Raw genomic sequence first — 17,571 nt, 5'->3', positions numbered from 1 at the left:
GCGTCGTGGCCTACCCCGTGGCCTTCCAGGCCGACTACAGAGAGCGGCAGAGCCGGCTCGTCACGTTCTTCCGCCTGCTGCTGGCGATCCCGTGGCTGCTCGTCTCGATCATATGGGGGCTGCTCGCCCTCGTCGGCGTCGTCTGCGGCTGGTTCGCGATCGTCTTCACCGGCAGCTATCCGGCGTTCGCCTACGACTGGACGTCGAAGTACCTGCGCTTCTACACGCGCGTCACCGCCTGGGTCTGGCTGCTGACCGACGAGTTCCCGCCGTTCGACGGCAACGAGCACCCGGAGTACCCGATCCGGCTCGCGGTCCCGCAGCCGCTGAACCCCTACACGCGCTGGAAGACGCTGCTGCGGATCGTCCTGCTGATCCCGGTGCTGATCCTCGTCTGGCTGTTCAACATATTGATCGAGCTGGTCGGGATCCTCGCCTGGTTCGTGATCGTCTTCACCGGCAAGTTCCCGAAGGGCCTGTGGGACGTGCAGAAGATGGGCGTCGCCTACATCTCACTGGCGAACGCCTACCACCTGCTCGTGACCGAGACCTACCCGCCGATCACGCCCGAGGACGACGGCGCCGAGCCGGCACCGGTCACCCCGCCGCCGGCCTCGCCCCCGCTCGCCTGACCCGGGAGGGCCGCCGGCGCGACGACGAACGCCTCCGGCGGCTCCCCGCGCACCTGCGCGGGCAACGCCGCCAGCGGCGAGCCGGCGAACTCGGCGCGCAGCAGGCTGAACAGCACGACGTCGTGGACCGCGTCGCCGTGGCGGTGCCAGCGGCGCAGGGTCCCCTCCCGCACGAATCCGATCCGCTCCAGCGCGCGCTGCGACCGCCCGTTCTCGACGTCGGCGTAGGCGCCGATCCGCTCCAGTCCGAGCCGCTCGAAGCCGAGCCGGGCGACCAGCGCCTTCGACTCGCGGTTGGCGCCGCTCCCCCACCACCGTCTGCCGAGCCAGGTGCCGACGACCGCCCGCCGGTCGCGCCGCGACAGCTCCGACAGGCCGGTGACGCCGATCGGGCCGTCGACGCGGTGGACGATCAGCAGGTCGAGCTGGTCGCCGCGCGCGCGTTCGCCGGCCAGACGCTCGATGTACGCGCGCGGCTCGCCGCGGTCGCGGTACGGCCCCCAGGAGAAGAAGCGGGTGACCTCGGGATCGCTCGCGAGCGCGAACAGCGCATCGGCGTCGTCGGCGGTCGCATAGCGCAATGTGAGGGTCGGTCCGGCGACTTCCACGGCGGGCGATGCTACGGCATCGCGGCGCGGTGTCAGGGTCGCGGCGCGCGGATCACTAGACTGCGCCGCCGTGTCGATGCTCGCGGCAGAACTGCGTGATCGGTTGGGAATCCGACAGCCACCGGTCGCATGCAGGTTTGGCGAAGCCCTCCAGCGCACATACGGGGGTTGACGTGAGCGACGGCCCGAGCACCTCGACGCCTGCCGGCAGCATGCCGACCCCCGCGCGCCGAAACGGCGCCGCGGGCGTCCCCGACGTTCGCTTCACGCTCCAGGCGCTGCCCGCGAACGTCGCGCTCGTTCGCCAGGCGCTCGCCGGCCTCGCCGACAGCCTCGGCGTCGCCCCGGCGCGCGCCGCCGACATGAAGATCGCCGTCACCGAGGCGTGCACCAACGCCGTCGTCCACGCCTACGAGAACCACGACGGGCCGCTCGAGGTGACGATGGGCGTCGACCACGACCGGCTCGTGCTGACGGTCCGCGATCGCGGTCACGGCCTGCGCCCGCTGCCCTCCGAGGGCGACGGCCCGCCGCTCGGCTTCGGCCTCGCGCTGATCGCCTCGCTGTCGGACGAGTTCGGGATCGCCGGCGGGCGCCACGGCACGGAGGTGCGGATCGCATTCGACCTCGACGACGCCGAGGAGGCGCCGCCGCTGCTGGTCCAGCTCTCGCACGACCCGGCGCCGCCCGACGACGCGGTCGCGCTCGCGCTCGCCGCGGGCGACCACGCCGCGGCGGTCCTCGGTCGCGTCGTCTCGCTCGTCGCCGCCCGCGCCGACTTCTCGATCGATCGGCTCTCCGACGCGCAGATCGTCAGCGACGCGATCGCGGGCGCCGCCGGGCCGCACGCGCGCGACGGCAGCGGCACGACGCGGATCGAGATCGAGGAGCGCGACGGCGGCTTCGACCTCGTGATCGGCCCGCTCGTCGAGGGCGGCGCCCAGCGGCTCGTGCGCGACACCGAGCTGCCCGGCCTCGGCTGCCTGCTGGAGCGCCTCGCCGACGCGCTCGACGTGGTGCCGGCGCCCGAAGGCGGCGAGCTGCTTCGCGCGCGGCTCTCCACGCGCGCCTGAGCGCCGCTCGACAGCCCGTCGAACGCGCAATCGCAACAGTTGCTTGTGGCGGTGCCGTGCGCGCGCCAATACGCTGTTTCCCGATGTCGAGCGGGAACGCCTTCGTGCGGGTCCTCGAGGAGGACCCCGAACTCGCAGCCGGGCTGGACGAGACCAGCCTCCAGCTCGCCACCCGTCACGCGATCGCCGCCGTCGAGGTGATCGCCCCGGGCGTGTGGGAGCCGACGCGGCCGGCCGACGGCGGCAGCGGCCATCTCGGCGTGCTGGTGCTCGACGGGCTGCTGATGCGCGACGTCACGTTCGCGCGCGCCGCCTGCACCGAGCTGCTCGGTCGCGGCGACCTGCTGCGGCCGTGGGACTGGGACGACGAGGTCGTCACCGTGCGGCCGCAGGTCGTCTGGACGGCGTTGCAGCCGGTCCGCCTCGCGATCCTCGACCGCCGCATCACCGCGATCATCGGCCGCTGGCCGGAGCTGGTCAGCGCCGTCGCGGCGCGCGCGATCAGGCGCGCCTCCGAGCTGGCGACGACGCAGGCGACCAGCCATCTGACCCGCGTCGACGCCCGCCTGGAGCTGCTGTTCTGGGGGCTCGCCGACCGCTGGGGCCGCGTCGGCCCGGACGGCGTCGTGCTGGAGCTGCCGCTGACCCACCAGGTGCTCGGCAGGCTGGTCGGCGCTCAGCGCCCGTCGGTCACGACCGCGCTGTCGGACCTGACGCGGCGCAGAGTGGTCGAGCGGCGCGAGGACGGCGCGTGGATCCTCAGGGGCGAGCCGCCGGGCGCCGCCCCCGAGGGGATGTGACGCGACCGCGCTAGGCGCAGTTCGGCCACGGCTGGGTGCCGCGGGCCTTGTAGAGCTTCAGCGCGCGGCGGTCCTGCTCGGCCTCCGAGGCGCGGGCGGGGTCGCCGGCCGGGCCGTAGGCGGCCCACGTCGCGCGGTCGAACTGGTACTTGCCGCGGTAGGTGCCGCCGGGCGAGATCGCGCGCGGGTTGCCACCCGACTCGCATTGCGCGATCGAGTGGAGGACCGCCGGCAAGCGGACCTTGCCGCCGCTGCCGCTGCCGCGGCTGCTGCGGAGCGAGTCGGCCTTCGCCTTCGCGAGGCTGATGCCGAGCGCGCTGGCGGTCTGCGGGCCGACGACGCCGTCGACCGCCAGGCCCTTGCTGCGCTGGTAGCGGCGCACCGCCTTCGCGGTCTGCGGGCCGAAGACGCCGTCGGCGGGAATGTCGAGCTTCTGCTGCAGCTGGACGACGACGGCGCCGCGACTGCCCTTCTTCAAGACGGTCGAGGCGTCGCCGGTCGACGCCGCGAAGGCGCCGCCGGCGCCGAGCGTCAGCGCGGCGGCGAGGATGGCCGCGAGGCTGCGCGAGCCGCGCTTGCGGCGGCGACGGCGCAGGGCGAGGAGACGGCGGGCGTGCGAGCGCTCGCGGGAGCGCTCCCAGCGTTCGGGATGAACGAGATCGTCAGCGTCCGCGTCAGGACAGGTCGCAGGCATGGAACCTCCATATGGCTTCTCTTTCGCGGCCTACGAGGTGAGCTGACGGGCTCGCGCTGAAAGAGTGCGCTACGCCTCCGGAGCCCTCCGATGGCGGAGTGGCTGGCGGCGATTCGCCCCGTGAGCCGGACGGATCCGGCTCGGTTGGGTCCCCCGCTCCAAGTCGTCCAGGACGACTGTGATTCGGCACCTATGCGTCTGTCGGACGTCAGATGGTCGCAGATCGCGGGAGAAGACGCCTCCGCGCGGCCTCTTCGGCGCACGCGAGCCAGCCTCTAGAGTGACGGCATGACGACCCTCCCCGCCACCAACCAGGAGCCCGCGGACGACGAGGTCGCCGGCGTCGCTTGGGACCTCGACCCGCTCGTCGACGGCAGGGGCGAGGACGGCGTCCGCGCGCTGCTCGCGCAGGCCGCCGAGCGCGCCGACGCGTTCGCCGCCGCCTATGCCGGCAGACTCGCCGAGCTCGATCCCGACGGGCTGCGCGAGGCGATGAGACAGCTCGCCGACCTGCACGAGCTGGTCGGCCGCGCCGGCTCGTTCGCGTCGCTGCGCTTCGCCGTCGACACCGCCGACGAGCGGATCGGGGCGCTGCTCCAGCACGTCCAGGAGCAGGCGACCGCGATCCAGACGAGACTGCTCTTCTTCGAGCTGGAGTGGGCGGCGCTCGACGACGAGCGCGCCGAGGAGCTGCTCGCCGGCGAGGGCAGCGAGTCGTTCGCCCACTACCTGCGGACCGAGCGGCGCTACCGCCCGTACCTGCTGAGCGAGCCCGAGGAGCGGATCCTCGCCGAGAAGGGCGTCAGCGGCGCCGGCGCCTGGACGCGGCTGTTCGCCGAGCTGATGTCGGCGGTCGAGGTGAGATTGCCCGACGCGCCCGAGCCGGTCTCGCTCGAGCAGGCGCTCGCGCTGCTCTCCGGTCCCGACCGCGACGAGCGGCGCGCCGCCGCCGAGGCGGTCACCACCGCGCTCGAGCCCGGCCTGCGCACGCGCGCCTTCATCTTCAACACGCTGCTGCACGACAAGGCCGTCGACGACCGACTCCGCAGCTATCCGAACTGGCTGACCGCCCGCAACCTCGCCAACGAGGCGAGCGACGAGTCGGTGCAGGCGCTCGTGACCGCGGTCCGCAACCGCTACGACGTGCCGCAGCGCTGGTACCGGCTGAAGGCGAGACTGCTCGGCGTCGACCGGCTGGCCGACTACGACCGCGCCGCGACCGTCGCCGACGTGGACGAGCGCTTCACGTGGCGCGAGGCGCGCGAGCTGGTGCTCGACGCCTACGACAGCTTCACGCCCGACCTCGGCGCGCTGGCGCGCCGCTTCTTCGACGAGCGCTGGATCGACGCGCCGGTGCGGCCCGGCAAGCGCGGCGGCGCGTTCTGCTCCTACACCGTCCCGTCCGCGCATCCGTACGTGATGCTCAACTACACGTCGCGTCGCCGCGACGTGCTGACGCTCGCGCACGAGCTCGGCCACGGCGTCCACGCGGCGCTGGCGGCGCCGCAGGGCGTCTTCCACCAGAGCACGCCGCTGACGCTCGCGGAGACCGCGTCGGTCTTCGGCGAGACGCTCGTCTTCGGGCGGCTGCTCGACGCGGCGGCGACGCCGGCGTCGCGCCTGTCGCTGCTGTCGGAGTCGATCGAGGGCGCGATCGCGACCGTCTTCCGCCAGACCGCGATGCACCTGTTCGAGCAGGAGATCCACACCGCCCGCCGCGAGCAGGGCGAGCTCGGCGTCGAGCGGTTCGGCGAGCTGTGGGCGAAGACGCAGGAGGAGCTGTTCGGCGACGCCGTCGAGGTGACCGAGGGCTACCGCACGTGGTGGTCGTACATCCCCCACTTCGTCAACACGCCCGGCTACGTGTACGCGTATGCCTACGGGCAGCTCCTGGCGCTGTCGGTCTACCGGCGCTACGAGCAGGACGGCGCGAGCTTCGTGCCCGACTACCTGCGGATGCTGTCGGCCGGCGGCTCGCTGGCGCCCGAGGCGCTCGGCGAGCTGGTCGGCCTCGACCTCACCGACCCCGGCTTCTGGGACGCGGGCCTCGCGCTCGTCGAGGAGCAGCTGACGGCGGCCGAGCAGGCGGCCGCCGACGCCGGCCGGGTGTAGCCGGCCCGGGGTGCCGGACGGCGCGCGCTCCGGCCTGCGGGCGGACGTGCGCCGCTCGGCGCCTCAGTCGAGGAGGACGTCGCGGTAGACGTGCTCGTGGAGCATCGGCCGCGCTCTGCCCGCCGCGGCCGACCCGTTTCCGCGGGCGGCGCGGGCCTGGCTGCCGCAACCGTGCTGGAACCAGTTGCGGCGGTCGTGCCACCACTCGCCGGGCCGCAACGCGACCCACATCGGGCTGTTGGTGCAGTTGCGGACGTGGTCGTTGCCGGCGTAGTGGCCGAGCTCGTGGATGATCACCGTCTGCAGGTCGATCCGGTCGGGCGGCGTCCGGCCGGGGCCGGCATGCCACGGCGCGCCGACCGCGAGGCGGGTGTCGCGCTCGACGACCTGCTGTCTCACGACCCGCGGACGCCCGTCGACGCGGCGAAACCACCGCACTGAGCGGATCGTCGTGACGCCGAGCGCATAGCTCGGCACGCCCGGCGCGAAGCCGACCGAGTCGACGCGGTCGCCGCTGCGCACGACGCGGTTCGTGCGCCCGGCGAGCCGCAGCCCCCACCGCTTGGCGGCGGCGCGCGCCAGCAGGCTGAAACGCGTGCGGTCGACGCCGCGCGGGATCGACGCGAGGCTCAGGCGGTAGCCGAAGCCGCGCCGGACGCCGATCGCGCGCGGGATCGGCGCGCGCGGCACGCCCGCGCCGGGCGGCAGCACGATCGCAGGGGGCACGGTGAATGCGCTCTCCGCGACGAGTGAATCGCCGCCTGCGGTGCGGACGTAGAGGCAGGCGCGGCGTGCGCCGGCGGCCTGCGACGGCCGCTCGCGCCACGTCGGCGAGAAGGTCTGCGGCTGCTGGCCGGCTGTCTGCCCGTAGGCGTCGCCGACCCAGGTCGAGGCGGTGACCGCCGGGCTGCACTGCCGAGCGGCGGGCACGGTCGTGACGAACGGCAGCCATGCGCACGGGGTGCCCGGATCGCACTGCTGGACCACGGTCGCCACGGCGCCGATCGCGATCGGATCGCTCGGATCGCCCTGCGTCCCGATCGAGCTGATCGCGATGCTGCCCTGGAAGGTCCCGGCCGCTGCGGGAGCGGCGGCCGCGACGCCGAGCAGCAGCGCGACGGCGAGCGCGCCGACGAGCGCTCTCTTCATCGGGTCATCGTAGAGGAGCGCTGACGGGGCTCCTCCGCGTCGTCGTTCATCTGTCGTTCCTCGGCTCGCGCAGGCGCGAGCCGTGCCGGCGACCGCCCGGCCTGCCCTGCCCTGCAGGCCGCGCGGCCGCAGGTGGGTCAGCGGTCGCCGGTGTCAGGCGCGATCACAGCTCCGTCGGGGAACGCTGCGACAGCAGGTCGGCCTTGACCTGGCGATGGAAGTTCGCCCGCTCGACGAGCACCTCGGCGAGCTTGTCGGGGTCGACCTTGTACTCGCCCGCGGCGACCTGCTTCGCGAGCAGCTTCACGCGCGAGGAGCGCGTGATGCGATCCCGGCGGGCGGTGGTGAGACGGTGGAGTCGGTCGTTCGTGGCGACCATGCTGGATCTCCTTCCAGTGTCTGAGTTCACGGTGAGCCGGTCCCGCGCGGGACGGCTCGCTGGGGTGGACTCAGGCGACTGGTGGAGCGCGCGCCGCGTCGTCGGAGGTCTGCGTCGCCAGGTTGCTCTCGAAGGAGCACGGCGGCGCGACCGACTCGGCCTGCGCGAGCTGCGCGCTGACGGAGTCGACGAGGATCGCGAAGAAGAAGATGCCCGCGGAGCCCGCGCCGGCACCGGCGGCGGCGGCGCTCGCGGTCAGCGGCGAGGAGGGCGCGTCGGAGGGAGCCGGGGGACCGCGGACGGTGCTCGGCTCGTCGATCTGACGCGGCTTGCGCTCGACGACCCGCTCGGGGTCGAGCGGCGTCGTCGCCATCGGCACGCGGCTGGTCGTGGCGGGCCCGTGGATGACCGCGGGGCAGAGCGGCCCGAGCTCCGCCGCCGCCTTCACGGCGGCCGCGACGGCGCTCTCTGTGGCCGGCTCGTCCTCCTGCAGCGACGTCAGCCCGAAGCCCGCGAAGCCTTTGCGGACGATGCGGCGCGTCTCGGCGTCGCGCGCCGCCGCTTCCTCGGCCGCGCGATCGAGGCCCGCCCCGGCGCCGCCCGTGTCGCGGCGACCGGTGTCGACACTCGCGGCCGGGGGCGCGACGAACGGCTCCGTGACGACCGGCGCCGAGACGCTCGGAGCCGACGGCGGAGCGACGCTTGGAGTCGGGTCGACCGGCCCGCTGGGGGCCGGCGGCGGAGGCGTCGGGCGCAGCACGCCGTTGCCGGTCGGCGGCTTCGGATGCGTCGGCTCGCCGCCGCCCGGACGCGTCGGCTCTCTGGGCGTCGGGCGCTCGACGGGCGTGCTCGGCTCCGGGTCGGTCGTGCCGGGGTCGGTGGTGCCCGGGTCGGTCGTGCCGGGGTCGGTCGTGCCCGGGTCGGTCGTGCCGGGGTCAGTGGTGCCCGGATCGGTCGTGCCGGGGTCAGTGGTGCCCGGATCGGTCGTGCCGGGATCGGTCGTGCCCGGATCGGTCGTGCCCGGGTCAGTCGTGCCCGGATCGGCCGTGCCGGGATCGGTCGTGCCCGGATCGGTCGTGCCCGGGTCAGTCGTGCCCGGATCGGCCGTGCCGGGGTCAGTGGTGCCCGGATCGGTCGTGCCCGGGTCAGTCGTGCCGGGATCGGTCGCGGGCGGCTCAGGGGTCGTGTCGGCGGGCGTGGGATCCTGCGGAACCGACTCACGGAACTTCGCAGCCGCGTTCTCATGCGCCTGCGGCGCGGCATTCGGCGACGGCACGCCGGCATGCTGCGGAGCCGCGGCATTCGCATGCGCCTGCGGCGCCGCATTCGCCGACGGGACACCGGCACCCGCGCCGTGCTGCTGCGGAGCGGCGGCGGGCGCGGAGGGCGTGTGCGCGGGAGCGGAAGCCTGCTCGGGCGCCTTCGCGGCCGCGTTCTCGTGCGCCGGCGGAGCGGCGTTCGGCGACGGTGCGCCAGCCTGCTGCGGGGCCGCAGCGTTCGCATGCGCCTGCGGCGCCGCGTTCGCAGCCGGCACGCCAGCCTGCTGCGGGGCCGCAGCGTTCGCATGCGCCTGCGGCGCCGCGTTCGCAGCCGGCACGCCAGCCTGCTGCGGGGCCGCAGCGGCGGGCGCGGACGCCTCGACCGGCGAAACAGCAGCGGCGGCGGGCGCGGACGTGTCGGACTGGGGCGCGGCGGCCTGCGGCGCGGCAGCCGGAGGTGCCTGCTCGGGCGCCTTGGCGACGGGAATCTGGGCGGCCTGCGGGGCTGCGTTGGCGGGCGCGGCGGCCTGTGCGGCGGCGCGCGCTGCGATGGCCTCGGCGACGCCCTCGTTGCCGCCGGCGGCGAGCGCGCCGGCCGGGGCCGCGACGATCGCGGCGGCGGCCGTCAGCGCGATCACCGCGCCGCGAATCCGGCGGCGAATGCCGGTCGGATGCGGCTGGGCGGTGATCAGGCGTTCGTCCATGGCAAAGCGCAGCGGTGGCCTTAGGGGTACCTCGGCATTCCACCGGGGACCTTTAGAGCCGAGCGGCGAAATGGCCGCCGTCGCGCCTCCTCGGTCTGACCGATGACACCTTCGTCCATTATCGCGCATCGGCGCTCGCCCGAAAGGGCCCCGCCGACCGTTTTCGCCGCGTTTCGTCGAGCAACCTGCCGAAGAACGGCAAAGCGAGTTCGCACGCGCCAACTTCCCGCGCAGCCTCAGGTCGAGAGGAACGATTTACAGATCGACACTGCAACGATCACCGCAATTCAGGTGACGAAACCCTTTCGACTGGAGTTTCATCGCCCCTCCTTCCAGTCTCGATACACCGGAAGCGCGCATCCCTCCGCCTCCGACCAACCTCCAGACCGCAGAACGATGCACCGGACCGAAGCGCGTGACGTTCAACCGCCGCGCTTGCGGCGCAGCGAGCCCCAGCCGTTCATCAGCACGAACGCCGTGAGCGTGTGGAGCGCGTGCTCGCCGGCCCACGGCTCGCGGCCGCGGCCGATGCGGTGCATCTGGCGGGTGTGCCAGAAGAGGTCGACGACGCTGTCGAGCAGGCGGACGCCGATCCGCTTGTCGCCGGCGTCGACCCGCGTCCGCCGGCCGTCGAGCAGCTCCGCGGCCGCGTCGGGGTGGAGCGCGAGCGGCCGGCCGACGCCGATCACGTCGCAGGCACCTCCCGCAAGCGCGGCGTCCATCGCCGCGGTCGAGCGGAAGCCGCCGGTCACCATCAGCGGCAGGCCGGGGACCTGGGCGCGGATGCGCTCCGCGTAGTCGAGGAAATAGGCCTCGCGGGCGCGCGTGCTCGCGCGCGTGCTCGCGCGCTCCCGCGCGTGCGCGCCCGTGCGCGCGCCGTCGCCTTCTGCGCCCATCATCACCGGCGCCTCGTAGGTGCCGCCGCTGATCTCGACGAGGTCGATCCCGGCCTCCGCGAGCGCGACGACGACCGCCGCCGACTCCTCCTCGCTGAAGCCGCCGCGCTGGAAGTCGGCCGAGTTGAGCTTGATCGCGACCGGGAACTCCGGCCCGACGGCCGCGCGCGTCGCGCGCACCACCTCGAGCACGAAGCGGCGCCGGCGCTCGGCGTCGCCGCCCCAGTCGTCGTCGCGGCGATTGGCACGCGGGGACAGGAACTGGGAGATCAGATAGCCGTGGGCGCCGTGGAGCTGGACGCCGTCGAAGCCGGCCGCCTTGACGATCGCGGCCGTCCGCGCGAAACGCGCGACGACCTGCTCGATCTCGGCGCCGGTCAGCGCATGCGGCGTGACGGCGCCCGGGATCTTCGCGGCGATCGCGCTCGGTGCGACCGGCTGCGAGCCGGCGATCCGCAGCGCCTGCCGGCCGGGGTGGTTGACCTGCGCCCACAGCGCCGCCCCGCCGCGCTTGCCGGCGGCGGCCCAGCGGCGCAGCGCGGGCAGGTCGCGCTCGTCCTCGATCACGACGTTGCGCGGTTCGCCGACGTGGCGCCGGTCGACGATCACGTTGCCGGTGATCACGAGGCCGCAGCCGCCTGCGCCCCAGCGCTCGTAGAGGCGGTCGAGCCGCTCCGTCGGGCGGTTGGCGCGGTCGCCGAGCTGCTCGCTCATCGCCGCCTTCGCGAGCCGGTTGGGCAGCACCGCACCGCATGGGAGCGTCAGCGGCGCGGCAATCGTCATCGTCTCCACGGCGGCGATGGTACCGTCCGGTACCAATGGCCACGCCGGTTGCCATCGAGGGAGCGAGGGAGCGGCTCGTCTGCGGCATGAACGCCGCCGTCGCCGAGAAGGGCTACGGCCCGACGACGATCGCCGACGTCGTCCGCCACGCGCGCGTCTCGAAGCGGACCTTCTACGAGCAGTTCGACGACAAGCAGGCGTGCTTCCTCGCGGCCTACGACGCCGCCGCCGACCACGTGCTCGGCGCGATGGAGGCGGCCGCCGCCGCGTCGGCGGCCGCCGGAGAGCCGTGGCAGCAGCGCGTCGAGCAGGTCGTCGGCGCCTACCTGCGCGCGATGGCGGCGCGGCCGGAGCTGACGCGCACCTTCCTCGTCGAGATCCTTGGCGCAGGGCCGCGGGCGCTCGCCCGCCGGCGCGAGACGATGGAGCGGTTCGCCGACCAGATGGTCGCGTTCTGCGACGAGCTGCGGCGGGAGGAGCCGGCCCTGCGCCCAGTCTCGCGCGCGCTCGCGACGGCCGTCGTCGGCGGCATCAACGAACTCGTGCTCGGCGCCGCCGAGCACGGCCGCGCGGGCGAGCTCGCGGAGCTGCGCGAGCCGGCCGCGACCCTGATCCGCTCCGTGCTGGTCGTGCCGGGGCGGCCGATCGAGGAGGAGCGCAGGTGACCGACACCTCCCCCACCACGGCCGAGCGGGAGGCGCTGCGCGACAAGGTCGCGCTCGTCACCGGCGGCGCCAGCGGCATCGGCCGTCTGGCCGCGCTGTCGCTCGCGGACGCCGGCGCCGAGGTCGTCGTCGCCGACATCGACGAGGCCGGCGCGCGCGAGGTCGCCGCGCAGGTCGGCGGTCACGCGGTCGCGCTCGACGTCAGCGACCTCGACGCCAACCACGCCGCCGTCGCCTACGCGCAGGAGCACGCCGGCGGGCTCGACCTCGTGCTGCTCAACGCCGGCGTCACGAGCGACACGATCGTCGGCGACCAGTTCGACCTCGCGCGCTACCGGCGCGCGATGGGCGCCAACCTCGGCGGCGTCGTCTTCGGGACCCAGGCGGCGCTGCCGGCGCTGAAGGCGCGCGGCGGCGGGTCGATCGTCGTGACCGCCTCGCTCGCCGGCCTGACCGCCGTCCCGGCCGACCCGATCTACGCCGCCAACAAGCACGCGGTCGTCGGGCTGACGCGCTCCCTCGGCCCGCTCCTGGCCGGCGACGGGATCCGCTTCAACGCGGTCTGCCCGACCTTCGCCGAGACGCCGCTGATCGCCCACGTCAGAGACGGCCTGCGCGCCGCGGGCTTCGAGCTGCTCGACCCGCAGATCGTCGCCGACACCGCGCTGCGGCTCTTCGCCGGCGAGATGACCGGCGAGTGCTGGTTCTGCCAGATCGGGCGTTCGCCGGCGCCGTTCCAGTTCCGCAACCTGCCCGGCCCGCGGCCGGCGCCGGACGAGGAGCGGCAGGCCCGATGACGATCGAGAGCGGCAGGTCGCGCCGGACGCGCGACCTGCCTGAAGCGGAGACGGAGCGAGAGAGGAACGCATGGACTTCGAGCTGAGCGAGCGCGCCAAGGACTTCCAGCAGCGGCTCCAGGCATTCATGGACGAACGCGTCTACCCGGCGGAGCAGCTCTACGTCGAGCAGGTGCGCGGCGGCGACACGCCGCACGTCCACCCGCCGATCATGGAGGAGCTGAAGGAGGAGGCGCGCCGCCGCGGCCTGTGGAACCTGTTCCTTCCGGATCCGGCGCACGGGCCGGGCCTGACCTACCTCGAGTACGCGCCGCTCGCCGAGCTGATGGGCCGCACGATGATCGCCGCCGAGGCGACCAACTGCGCCGCGCCCGACACCGGCAACATGGAGGTGCTGCACCAGTTCGGCACCGACGAGCAGAAGGCCCGCTGGCTGCAGCCGCTGCTCGACGGCGAGATCCGCTCGGGCTTCGCGATGACCGAGCCCGACGTCGCCTCCTCCGACGCGACCAACGTGCAGATGAGCATGGTCCGCGACGGCGACGAGCTCGTCCTCAACGGCCGCAAGTGGTGGACGACCGGGGTCCTGCACCCCAGATGCAGAGTCCTCATCGTGATGGGCAAGACCGATCCCGACGCCCACGTCTACGCGCAGCAGTCGATGGTGCTGGTGCCGCTCGACACGCCGGGGCTGGAGGTCGTCCGCTCGCTGCCGGTCTTCGGCTACCACGACCCCGAGGGCCACGCCGAGCTGCAGTTCACCGACGTGCGCGTCCCGGCCGAGAACGTGATCGCCCAGCCGGGCGCCGGCTTCCTGATCGCGCAGGCGCGCCTCGGCCCGGGTCGGATCCACCACTGCATGCGCGCGATCGGCGCCGCCGAGCGGGCGCTGGAGCTGATGTGCGCCCGCGCCGACGCGCGCGAGACCTTCGGCAAGCCGGTCTCGACCCGCTCCAACATCCGCGACTGGATCGCCGAGGCGCGCATCGAGCTGGAGATGCTGCGGCTGCTCGTGCTGAAGACGGCGTGGCTGGTCGACCGCGTCGGCGGCAAGAACGCGCGGATCGAGGTCGCGGCGATCAAGGTCGCGGCGCCGAACGTCGCGCTGAAGATCATCGACCGCGCGATCCAGGTCCACGGCGGCGCAGGCGTCTCCGACGACACGCCGCTGGCCTGGATGTACGCGCACATGCGGACGCTGCGGCTGGCCGACGGCCCCGACGAGGTCCACAAGCTGTCGATCGCGCGGCGCGAGCTGCGCCGGCAGCGCGGCGACGAGGAGCCGCTCCTGTGAGCGCCGAACGCTCGCCCGAGGGCTCGCGTTCGGTCGCGCGAACTCGGCAGGGCCTCCTTCGCGCGGCGTGGGGAGGACGATCGTGAGCGACGATCGCGCCGTCCGCGAGGAGGACGCCTTCGACGTCGCGGCGGTCGACGCCTGGCTGCGCGGGACGCCCGGCGGCGCGTCGCTGCCCGACGGGCCGCCGCACGTGCGGCAGTTCGCCGGCGGCGCGTCGAACCTCACCTACCTGCTGCGCTACGACGACCGCGACCTGATCCTGCGCCGCCCGCCGGCCGGCACGAAGGCCTCCTCGGCCCACGACATGGCGCGCGAGCACCGCATCCAGCTGGCGTTGAAGCCGGTCTTCCCCTACGTCCCGGAGATGGTCGCGCTCTGCACCGACCACGCGGTGCTCGGCAGCGACTTCTACCTGATGGAGCGGGTGCCGGGCGTGATCCCGCGCCGCTCGATGCCGCCCGAGGTCGGCACCGACCCGGCGCGGATGGCGGCGATCGGCGAGCGGTTCGTCGACCTGCTCGTCGAGCTGCACGGAATCGACCCGGCCGCCGCCGGCCTCGGCGACCTCGGGCGCGGCAGCGGCTACGTCGCGCGGCAGATCGCCGGCTGGTCGGAGCGCTACACCCGCGCGAAGACGTGGAACGTGCCGTCGTTCAGAGCCGTGATGCGGTGGCTCGACGAGCGCCAGCCGGCCGACGTGCGCACCTGCGTGATCCACAACGACTTCCGCCTCGACAACCTCGTGCTCGACGCCGCCGAGCCGACCCGCGTGCGGGCCGTGCTCGACTGGGAGCTGGCGACGCTCGGCGATCCGCTGATGGATCTCGGCGCCTCGCTCTCGTACTGGATCGAGCCGGGCGACGGCCGCGGCGCGCAGTGGTTCCGCCGCCAGCCGTCGCACCTGCCGGGGATGCCGACGCGGCGGCAGATCGTCGAGCGCTACTGCGCCGCGACCGGACTCGACCCCGGCGACTGGCCGTTCTACGAGGTCTACGGGATGTTCCGCCTCGCGGGGATCGCGCAGCAGATCTACTACCGCTACGCGAGAGGCCAGACGACGAACCCGGCCTTCAAGCGCTTCTGGCTCGCCGCCCACGTGCTCGAGCGGGGCTGCCGGCGGGCGATGCGCGCGGCCGGCTGAGGCGGGGGCTCATGCCCCCGCCGCCTCGATCGCCTCGGCGGCCCGCCGGCGCTTCGCCCGCCAGCGATCGGACAGCTTCGTCGTGATGCTGTCGAGGCCGATCGAGAGCACGAGCGCCAGGCCGCTGGCGATCGCCTGCCAGGCGAACGGAACGTTCATGATCGCCAGGCCGTTCTGCAGCACGCCGAGGAAGAGCACGCCCGCGAGCACGCCGAGCAGGTTGCCGCGACCGCCGTTGAAGGCGATGCCGCCGAGCAGCACGGCGGTCAGCACGTTCAGCTCGAAGCCGACGCCGAGCGAGCTGGCCGGAGCGCTGTCGAGCCGCGCCGTCTCGATCAGGCCGGCGAGCGCGGCCAGCAGACCGGTCAGCACGAACAGCACGAACGGCAGCCGCCGGACCGGGATCCCGGCCAGATAGGCCGCCTCTCTGTTGACGCCGATCGCGTAGACGTGGCGCCCGCCCGGGGCGAGCGTGAGGAAGATCGCCCCGAGCGCGAACACCGCCGCCGCGATCAGGACCGGCACGGGGATCCCCGCTACCGACCCGTTGCCGAGCGTGCCGAAGCCGTCGCCGAAGCCGAAGACGGTGCCCGACGTGATCAGGAAGGTGACGCCGTGGACGGCGGTCAGCATGCCGAGCGTCACGACGATCGGCGAGAAGCCGAGGTAGGCGCACATGAAGCCGTTGAGCGCCCCGACGGTCGCGCCGGCGCCGAGTGCGACCAGCGCCGCCAGCAGCGGGCTGACGTCGGCGTTGCTCATCAGGTAGCCGGCGAGCACGCCGCAGAGCCCCATCGTCGAGCCGACCGACAGGTCGACGTGGCCGCACAGCACGAGCAGCGCGACGCCGACGGCGACGATGCCCAGCTGGGCGCTCTGCAGCCCGACCACGCGCATGTTGTCGAGCGTCAGGAAGTCGGCCGAGAGCGCGGTGAAGAGCGCCACGAGCAGCAGCAGCCCGACCAGCAGCGGGCTCTCGGTCAGCAGCCGGCCGAATCCGGCTCGGAAGCGGCCGGGAGCCGCGGCCGTGCCGCGTGCCTCCCCGGCCTTCTCGATCGTCGTCATGCAGCGACCTCCGCGGTCTGGGAGATGTCCAGCAGCGCGCTCTCGCTGAGGTCGCGGCCGCTCAGCTCGGCGACGACGCGCCCGCGCCGCAGCACGAGCGCACGGTCGGCGGCGGCGACGACCTCGTCGGGGTCCGAGGAGGTGAAGATCACGCCCTTCCCCTCGGCCGCGGTCGCGCGCAGGATCTCGTAGATGTCGTGACGGGCACCGATGTCGATGCCCTGGGTCGGCTCGTCGAGCAGGACGAGCCGCGTGCGGTCGAGCGCCGCCAGCCAGCGGCCGACGACCAGCTTCTGGGCGTTGCCGCCGGAGAGCTCGCGCGCGAGCGCATCGCCACGCGGCGGCCGCAGCCGGTAGCCCCGCGCCATCGCGTCGAAGACGCTCCGCTCGCGCGCGACGTCGCGCAGCCCGCCGCGCGCGAAGCCGCCGACGCTCGGCAGCACGACGTTGTCGCGCGCCGACAGCGACGCGAAGATGCCCTGGCGGAGGCGGTCGCCCGGCACGAGCGCCAGCCCTCGTTCGATCGCGCGCGCCGGGCCGGCGGCCGGCAGCGCTCTGCCGTCGAACCGCATCGCGCCGGCGGTCGGTCTGCGCGCGCCGAAGATCGTCTCGAGCAGCTCGGTGCGGCCCGAGCCGAGCAGACCGAAGAGGCCGACGATCTCGCCCGGCCGGACCTCGAGCGAGATCGGCCCGAAGCGCGGCCCGCTCAGCTCCTCCAGCTCCAGCATCGGCGCTTCGCTCATGCGCGCGCGCATGCGGGGGCGCGCGACCGCGCTCTGCCCCCGCTCGCCGGCGATCGCATCGATCACGGCCGACGGCGTCGTGTCGGCGACGGCGGTGTCGCGCACGATCGCGCGGCCGTCGCGCAGCACCGTCAGCCGGTCGGCCAACGCGAACACCTCGTCGATGAAGTGGGTCGTGTAGATGATGTGGAGCCCCTGGGCGCGCAGCGCGCGCAACCGCTCGGCGAGCCCCTGCGCCTCGACGTCGGTCAACGCCGCCGTCGGCTCGTCGAGGATCAGCACGCGGATGCCGCCGCGCCGCAGCACCTTCGCGATCTCGACCAGCTGGCGCTGCGGCACCGACAGGTCGCCGATCTGCGCATCGACGGCGATCTCCTCGCGCGCGCCGACCAGCTCGAGCGCCTCCCCGGCCGCGCGGCGCTGCGCGGCGCGACGCCGCAGTGGGCCGCGCCGCAGCTCGCAGCCGAGGAAGATGTTGTCGGTCACGTCGAGCGTGTCGATCAGGCTCAGGTGCTGGTGGACCGTCCCGACGCCGGCTCTGCGAGCCTCCCGCGGCGTGAGCGCCGAGAAGCGCAGATCGTCGATGACGATCTCGCCCTCGTCCGGCGCCACGCCGCCGGTGATGCAACGGATCAACGTGCTCTTGCCCGCGCCGTTGGGCCCGAGCAGGGCATGGATCTCCCCCGCCTCGACCGTCAGGTCGACGTCGTCGAGCGCGACGGCACCGCCGTATCGCTTGCTCAGTCCGCGGACTTGGAACACGCCGTCCGCCTC

At 73.9% G+C, this 17,571-nt stretch carries 17 protein-coding genes and 1 riboswitch; of the genes, 9 read left to right on the top strand and 8 right to left on the bottom strand.

The genetic code is table 11. The features are described from left to right. Positions 1-5: 5 nt before the first annotated feature. Positions 6-632 carry a DUF4389 domain-containing protein gene (locus tag BDZ31_RS20265; RefSeq protein ID WP_183344538.1) on the top strand — a complete coding sequence of 209 codons (627 nt, stop codon included), beginning with the start codon at positions 6-8 and terminating at the stop codon, positions 630-632. Here BDZ31_RS20265 and BDZ31_RS20260 read toward each other — a convergent pair. Continuing rightward, a complete protein-coding gene (locus tag BDZ31_RS20260) occupies positions 551-1,240 on the bottom strand; it encodes a GNAT family N-acetyltransferase (protein ID WP_183344536.1) in 690 nt (229 codons plus the stop codon). The two genes, BDZ31_RS20265 and BDZ31_RS20260, sit on opposite strands and share 82 nt — an antisense overlap. A 173-nt stretch (positions 1,241-1,413) precedes the next feature. Between BDZ31_RS20260 and BDZ31_RS20255 the strand changes: the two genes are divergently transcribed. Both BDZ31_RS20255 and BDZ31_RS20250 read left to right on the top strand, forming a co-directional pair. Next, positions 1,414-2,313, top strand: coding sequence for an ATP-binding protein (locus BDZ31_RS20255; protein WP_183344534.1), 900 nt, complete (start codon positions 1,414-1,416; stop codon positions 2,311-2,313). Between the two features lie 83 nt (positions 2,314-2,396). After that, a complete protein-coding gene (locus tag BDZ31_RS20250) occupies positions 2,397-3,113 on the top strand; it encodes a helix-turn-helix domain-containing protein (protein WP_183344532.1) in 717 nt (238 codons plus the stop codon). Positions 3,114-3,123: 10 nt separating this feature from the next. On the opposite strand, the gene BDZ31_RS20245 is transcribed toward BDZ31_RS20250, so the two are convergent. Continuing rightward, complete coding sequence (locus BDZ31_RS20245; protein WP_183344530.1) at positions 3,124-3,807, bottom strand: transglycosylase family protein; 684 nt, start codon at positions 3,805-3,807, stop codon at positions 3,124-3,126. An 11-nt stretch (positions 3,808-3,818) separates the two neighbouring features. Next, a riboswitch (cyclic di-AMP (ydaO/yuaA leader) is annotated at positions 3,819-4,006 on the bottom strand. An 89-nt stretch (positions 4,007-4,095) separates the two neighbouring features. On the opposite strand from BDZ31_RS20245, the gene BDZ31_RS20240 reads away from it, so the two are divergent. Further along, positions 4,096-5,919: a M3 family oligoendopeptidase gene (locus BDZ31_RS20240; protein WP_183344528.1), complete on the top strand. Its 1,824-nt coding sequence runs from the start codon at positions 4,096-4,098 to the stop codon at positions 5,917-5,919. Positions 5,920-5,982: 63 nt separating this feature from the next. On the opposite strand, the gene BDZ31_RS20235 is transcribed toward BDZ31_RS20240, so the two are convergent. The 3 genes from BDZ31_RS20235 to BDZ31_RS20225 all read right to left on the bottom strand — a co-directional run bounded on the left by BDZ31_RS20235 (position 5,983) and on the right by BDZ31_RS20225 (position 8,723). Then, positions 5,983-7,068, bottom strand: a complete 1,086-nt coding sequence (locus tag BDZ31_RS20235; RefSeq protein WP_183344526.1) for a hypothetical protein — start codon at positions 7,066-7,068, stop codon at positions 5,983-5,985. 163 nt (positions 7,069-7,231) lie between these two features. Next, positions 7,232-7,447 (bottom strand): flagellar biosynthesis anti-sigma factor FlgM, encoded by a 216-nt coding sequence (locus tag BDZ31_RS20230; protein WP_183344524.1) that lies wholly within the window; start codon positions 7,445-7,447, stop codon positions 7,232-7,234. A 70-nt stretch (positions 7,448-7,517) separates the two neighbouring features. After that, entirely contained in the window at positions 7,518-8,723 is a 1,206-nt protein-coding gene (locus BDZ31_RS20225; RefSeq protein WP_183344522.1) for a hypothetical protein, read from the bottom strand. A 225-nt stretch (positions 8,724-8,948) separates the two neighbouring features. On the opposite strand from BDZ31_RS20225, the gene BDZ31_RS20220 reads away from it, so the two are divergent. Then, positions 8,949-9,434, top strand: a complete 486-nt coding sequence (locus tag BDZ31_RS20220; protein WP_183344521.1) for a hypothetical protein — start codon at positions 8,949-8,951, stop codon at positions 9,432-9,434. Positions 9,435-9,832: 398 nt separating this feature from the next. Here the strand turns inward: BDZ31_RS20220 and BDZ31_RS20215 are convergent, their stop codons facing one another. Then, entirely contained in the window at positions 9,833-11,089 is a 1,257-nt protein-coding gene (locus BDZ31_RS20215) for an NADH:flavin oxidoreductase/NADH oxidase family protein (protein ID WP_183344725.1), read from the bottom strand. 35 nt (positions 11,090-11,124) lie between these two features. Between BDZ31_RS20215 and BDZ31_RS24590 the strand changes: the two genes are divergently transcribed. From BDZ31_RS24590 to BDZ31_RS20195, 4 genes are all read left to right on the top strand, one after another. Beyond that, on the top strand, positions 11,125-11,754 hold the full coding sequence (locus tag BDZ31_RS24590; protein WP_221243210.1) for a TetR/AcrR family transcriptional regulator: 630 nt from the start codon (positions 11,125-11,127) through the stop codon (positions 11,752-11,754). Next, positions 11,751-12,551 (top strand): SDR family NAD(P)-dependent oxidoreductase, encoded by an 801-nt coding sequence (locus BDZ31_RS20205; protein WP_183344520.1) that lies wholly within the window; start codon positions 11,751-11,753, stop codon positions 12,549-12,551. The genes BDZ31_RS24590 and BDZ31_RS20205 overlap by 4 nt, the downstream gene beginning before the upstream one ends. A gap of 70 nt (positions 12,552-12,621) precedes the next feature. Then, entirely contained in the window at positions 12,622-13,845 is a 1,224-nt protein-coding gene (locus BDZ31_RS20200) for an acyl-CoA dehydrogenase family protein (protein WP_183344519.1), read from the top strand. A 79-nt stretch (positions 13,846-13,924) separates the two neighbouring features. Then, a complete protein-coding gene (locus tag BDZ31_RS20195; protein WP_425492747.1) occupies positions 13,925-14,989 on the top strand; it encodes a phosphotransferase family protein in 1,065 nt (354 codons plus the stop codon). Between the two features lie 9 nt (positions 14,990-14,998). Here BDZ31_RS20195 and BDZ31_RS20190 read toward each other — a convergent pair whose 3' ends face one another. Together BDZ31_RS20190 and BDZ31_RS20185 are read right to left on the bottom strand one after the other, a co-directional pair. Next, positions 14,999-16,054, bottom strand: coding sequence for an ABC transporter permease (locus BDZ31_RS20190; protein ID WP_183344517.1), 1,056 nt, complete (start codon positions 16,052-16,054; stop codon positions 14,999-15,001). Then, complete coding sequence (locus BDZ31_RS20185) at positions 16,051-17,559, bottom strand: ATP-binding cassette domain-containing protein (protein ID WP_183344516.1); 1,509 nt, start codon at positions 17,557-17,559, stop codon at positions 16,051-16,053. The genes BDZ31_RS20190 and BDZ31_RS20185 overlap by 4 nt, the downstream gene beginning before the upstream one ends. Between the last annotated feature and the right edge of the window lie 12 nt (positions 17,560-17,571).

The organism is Conexibacter arvalis, from assembly GCF_014199525.1.
Lineage (GTDB): Bacteria > Actinomycetota > Thermoleophilia > Solirubrobacterales > Solirubrobacteraceae > Conexibacter > Conexibacter arvalis.
This window is presented reverse-complemented; position numbering and strand designations above follow the sequence as displayed.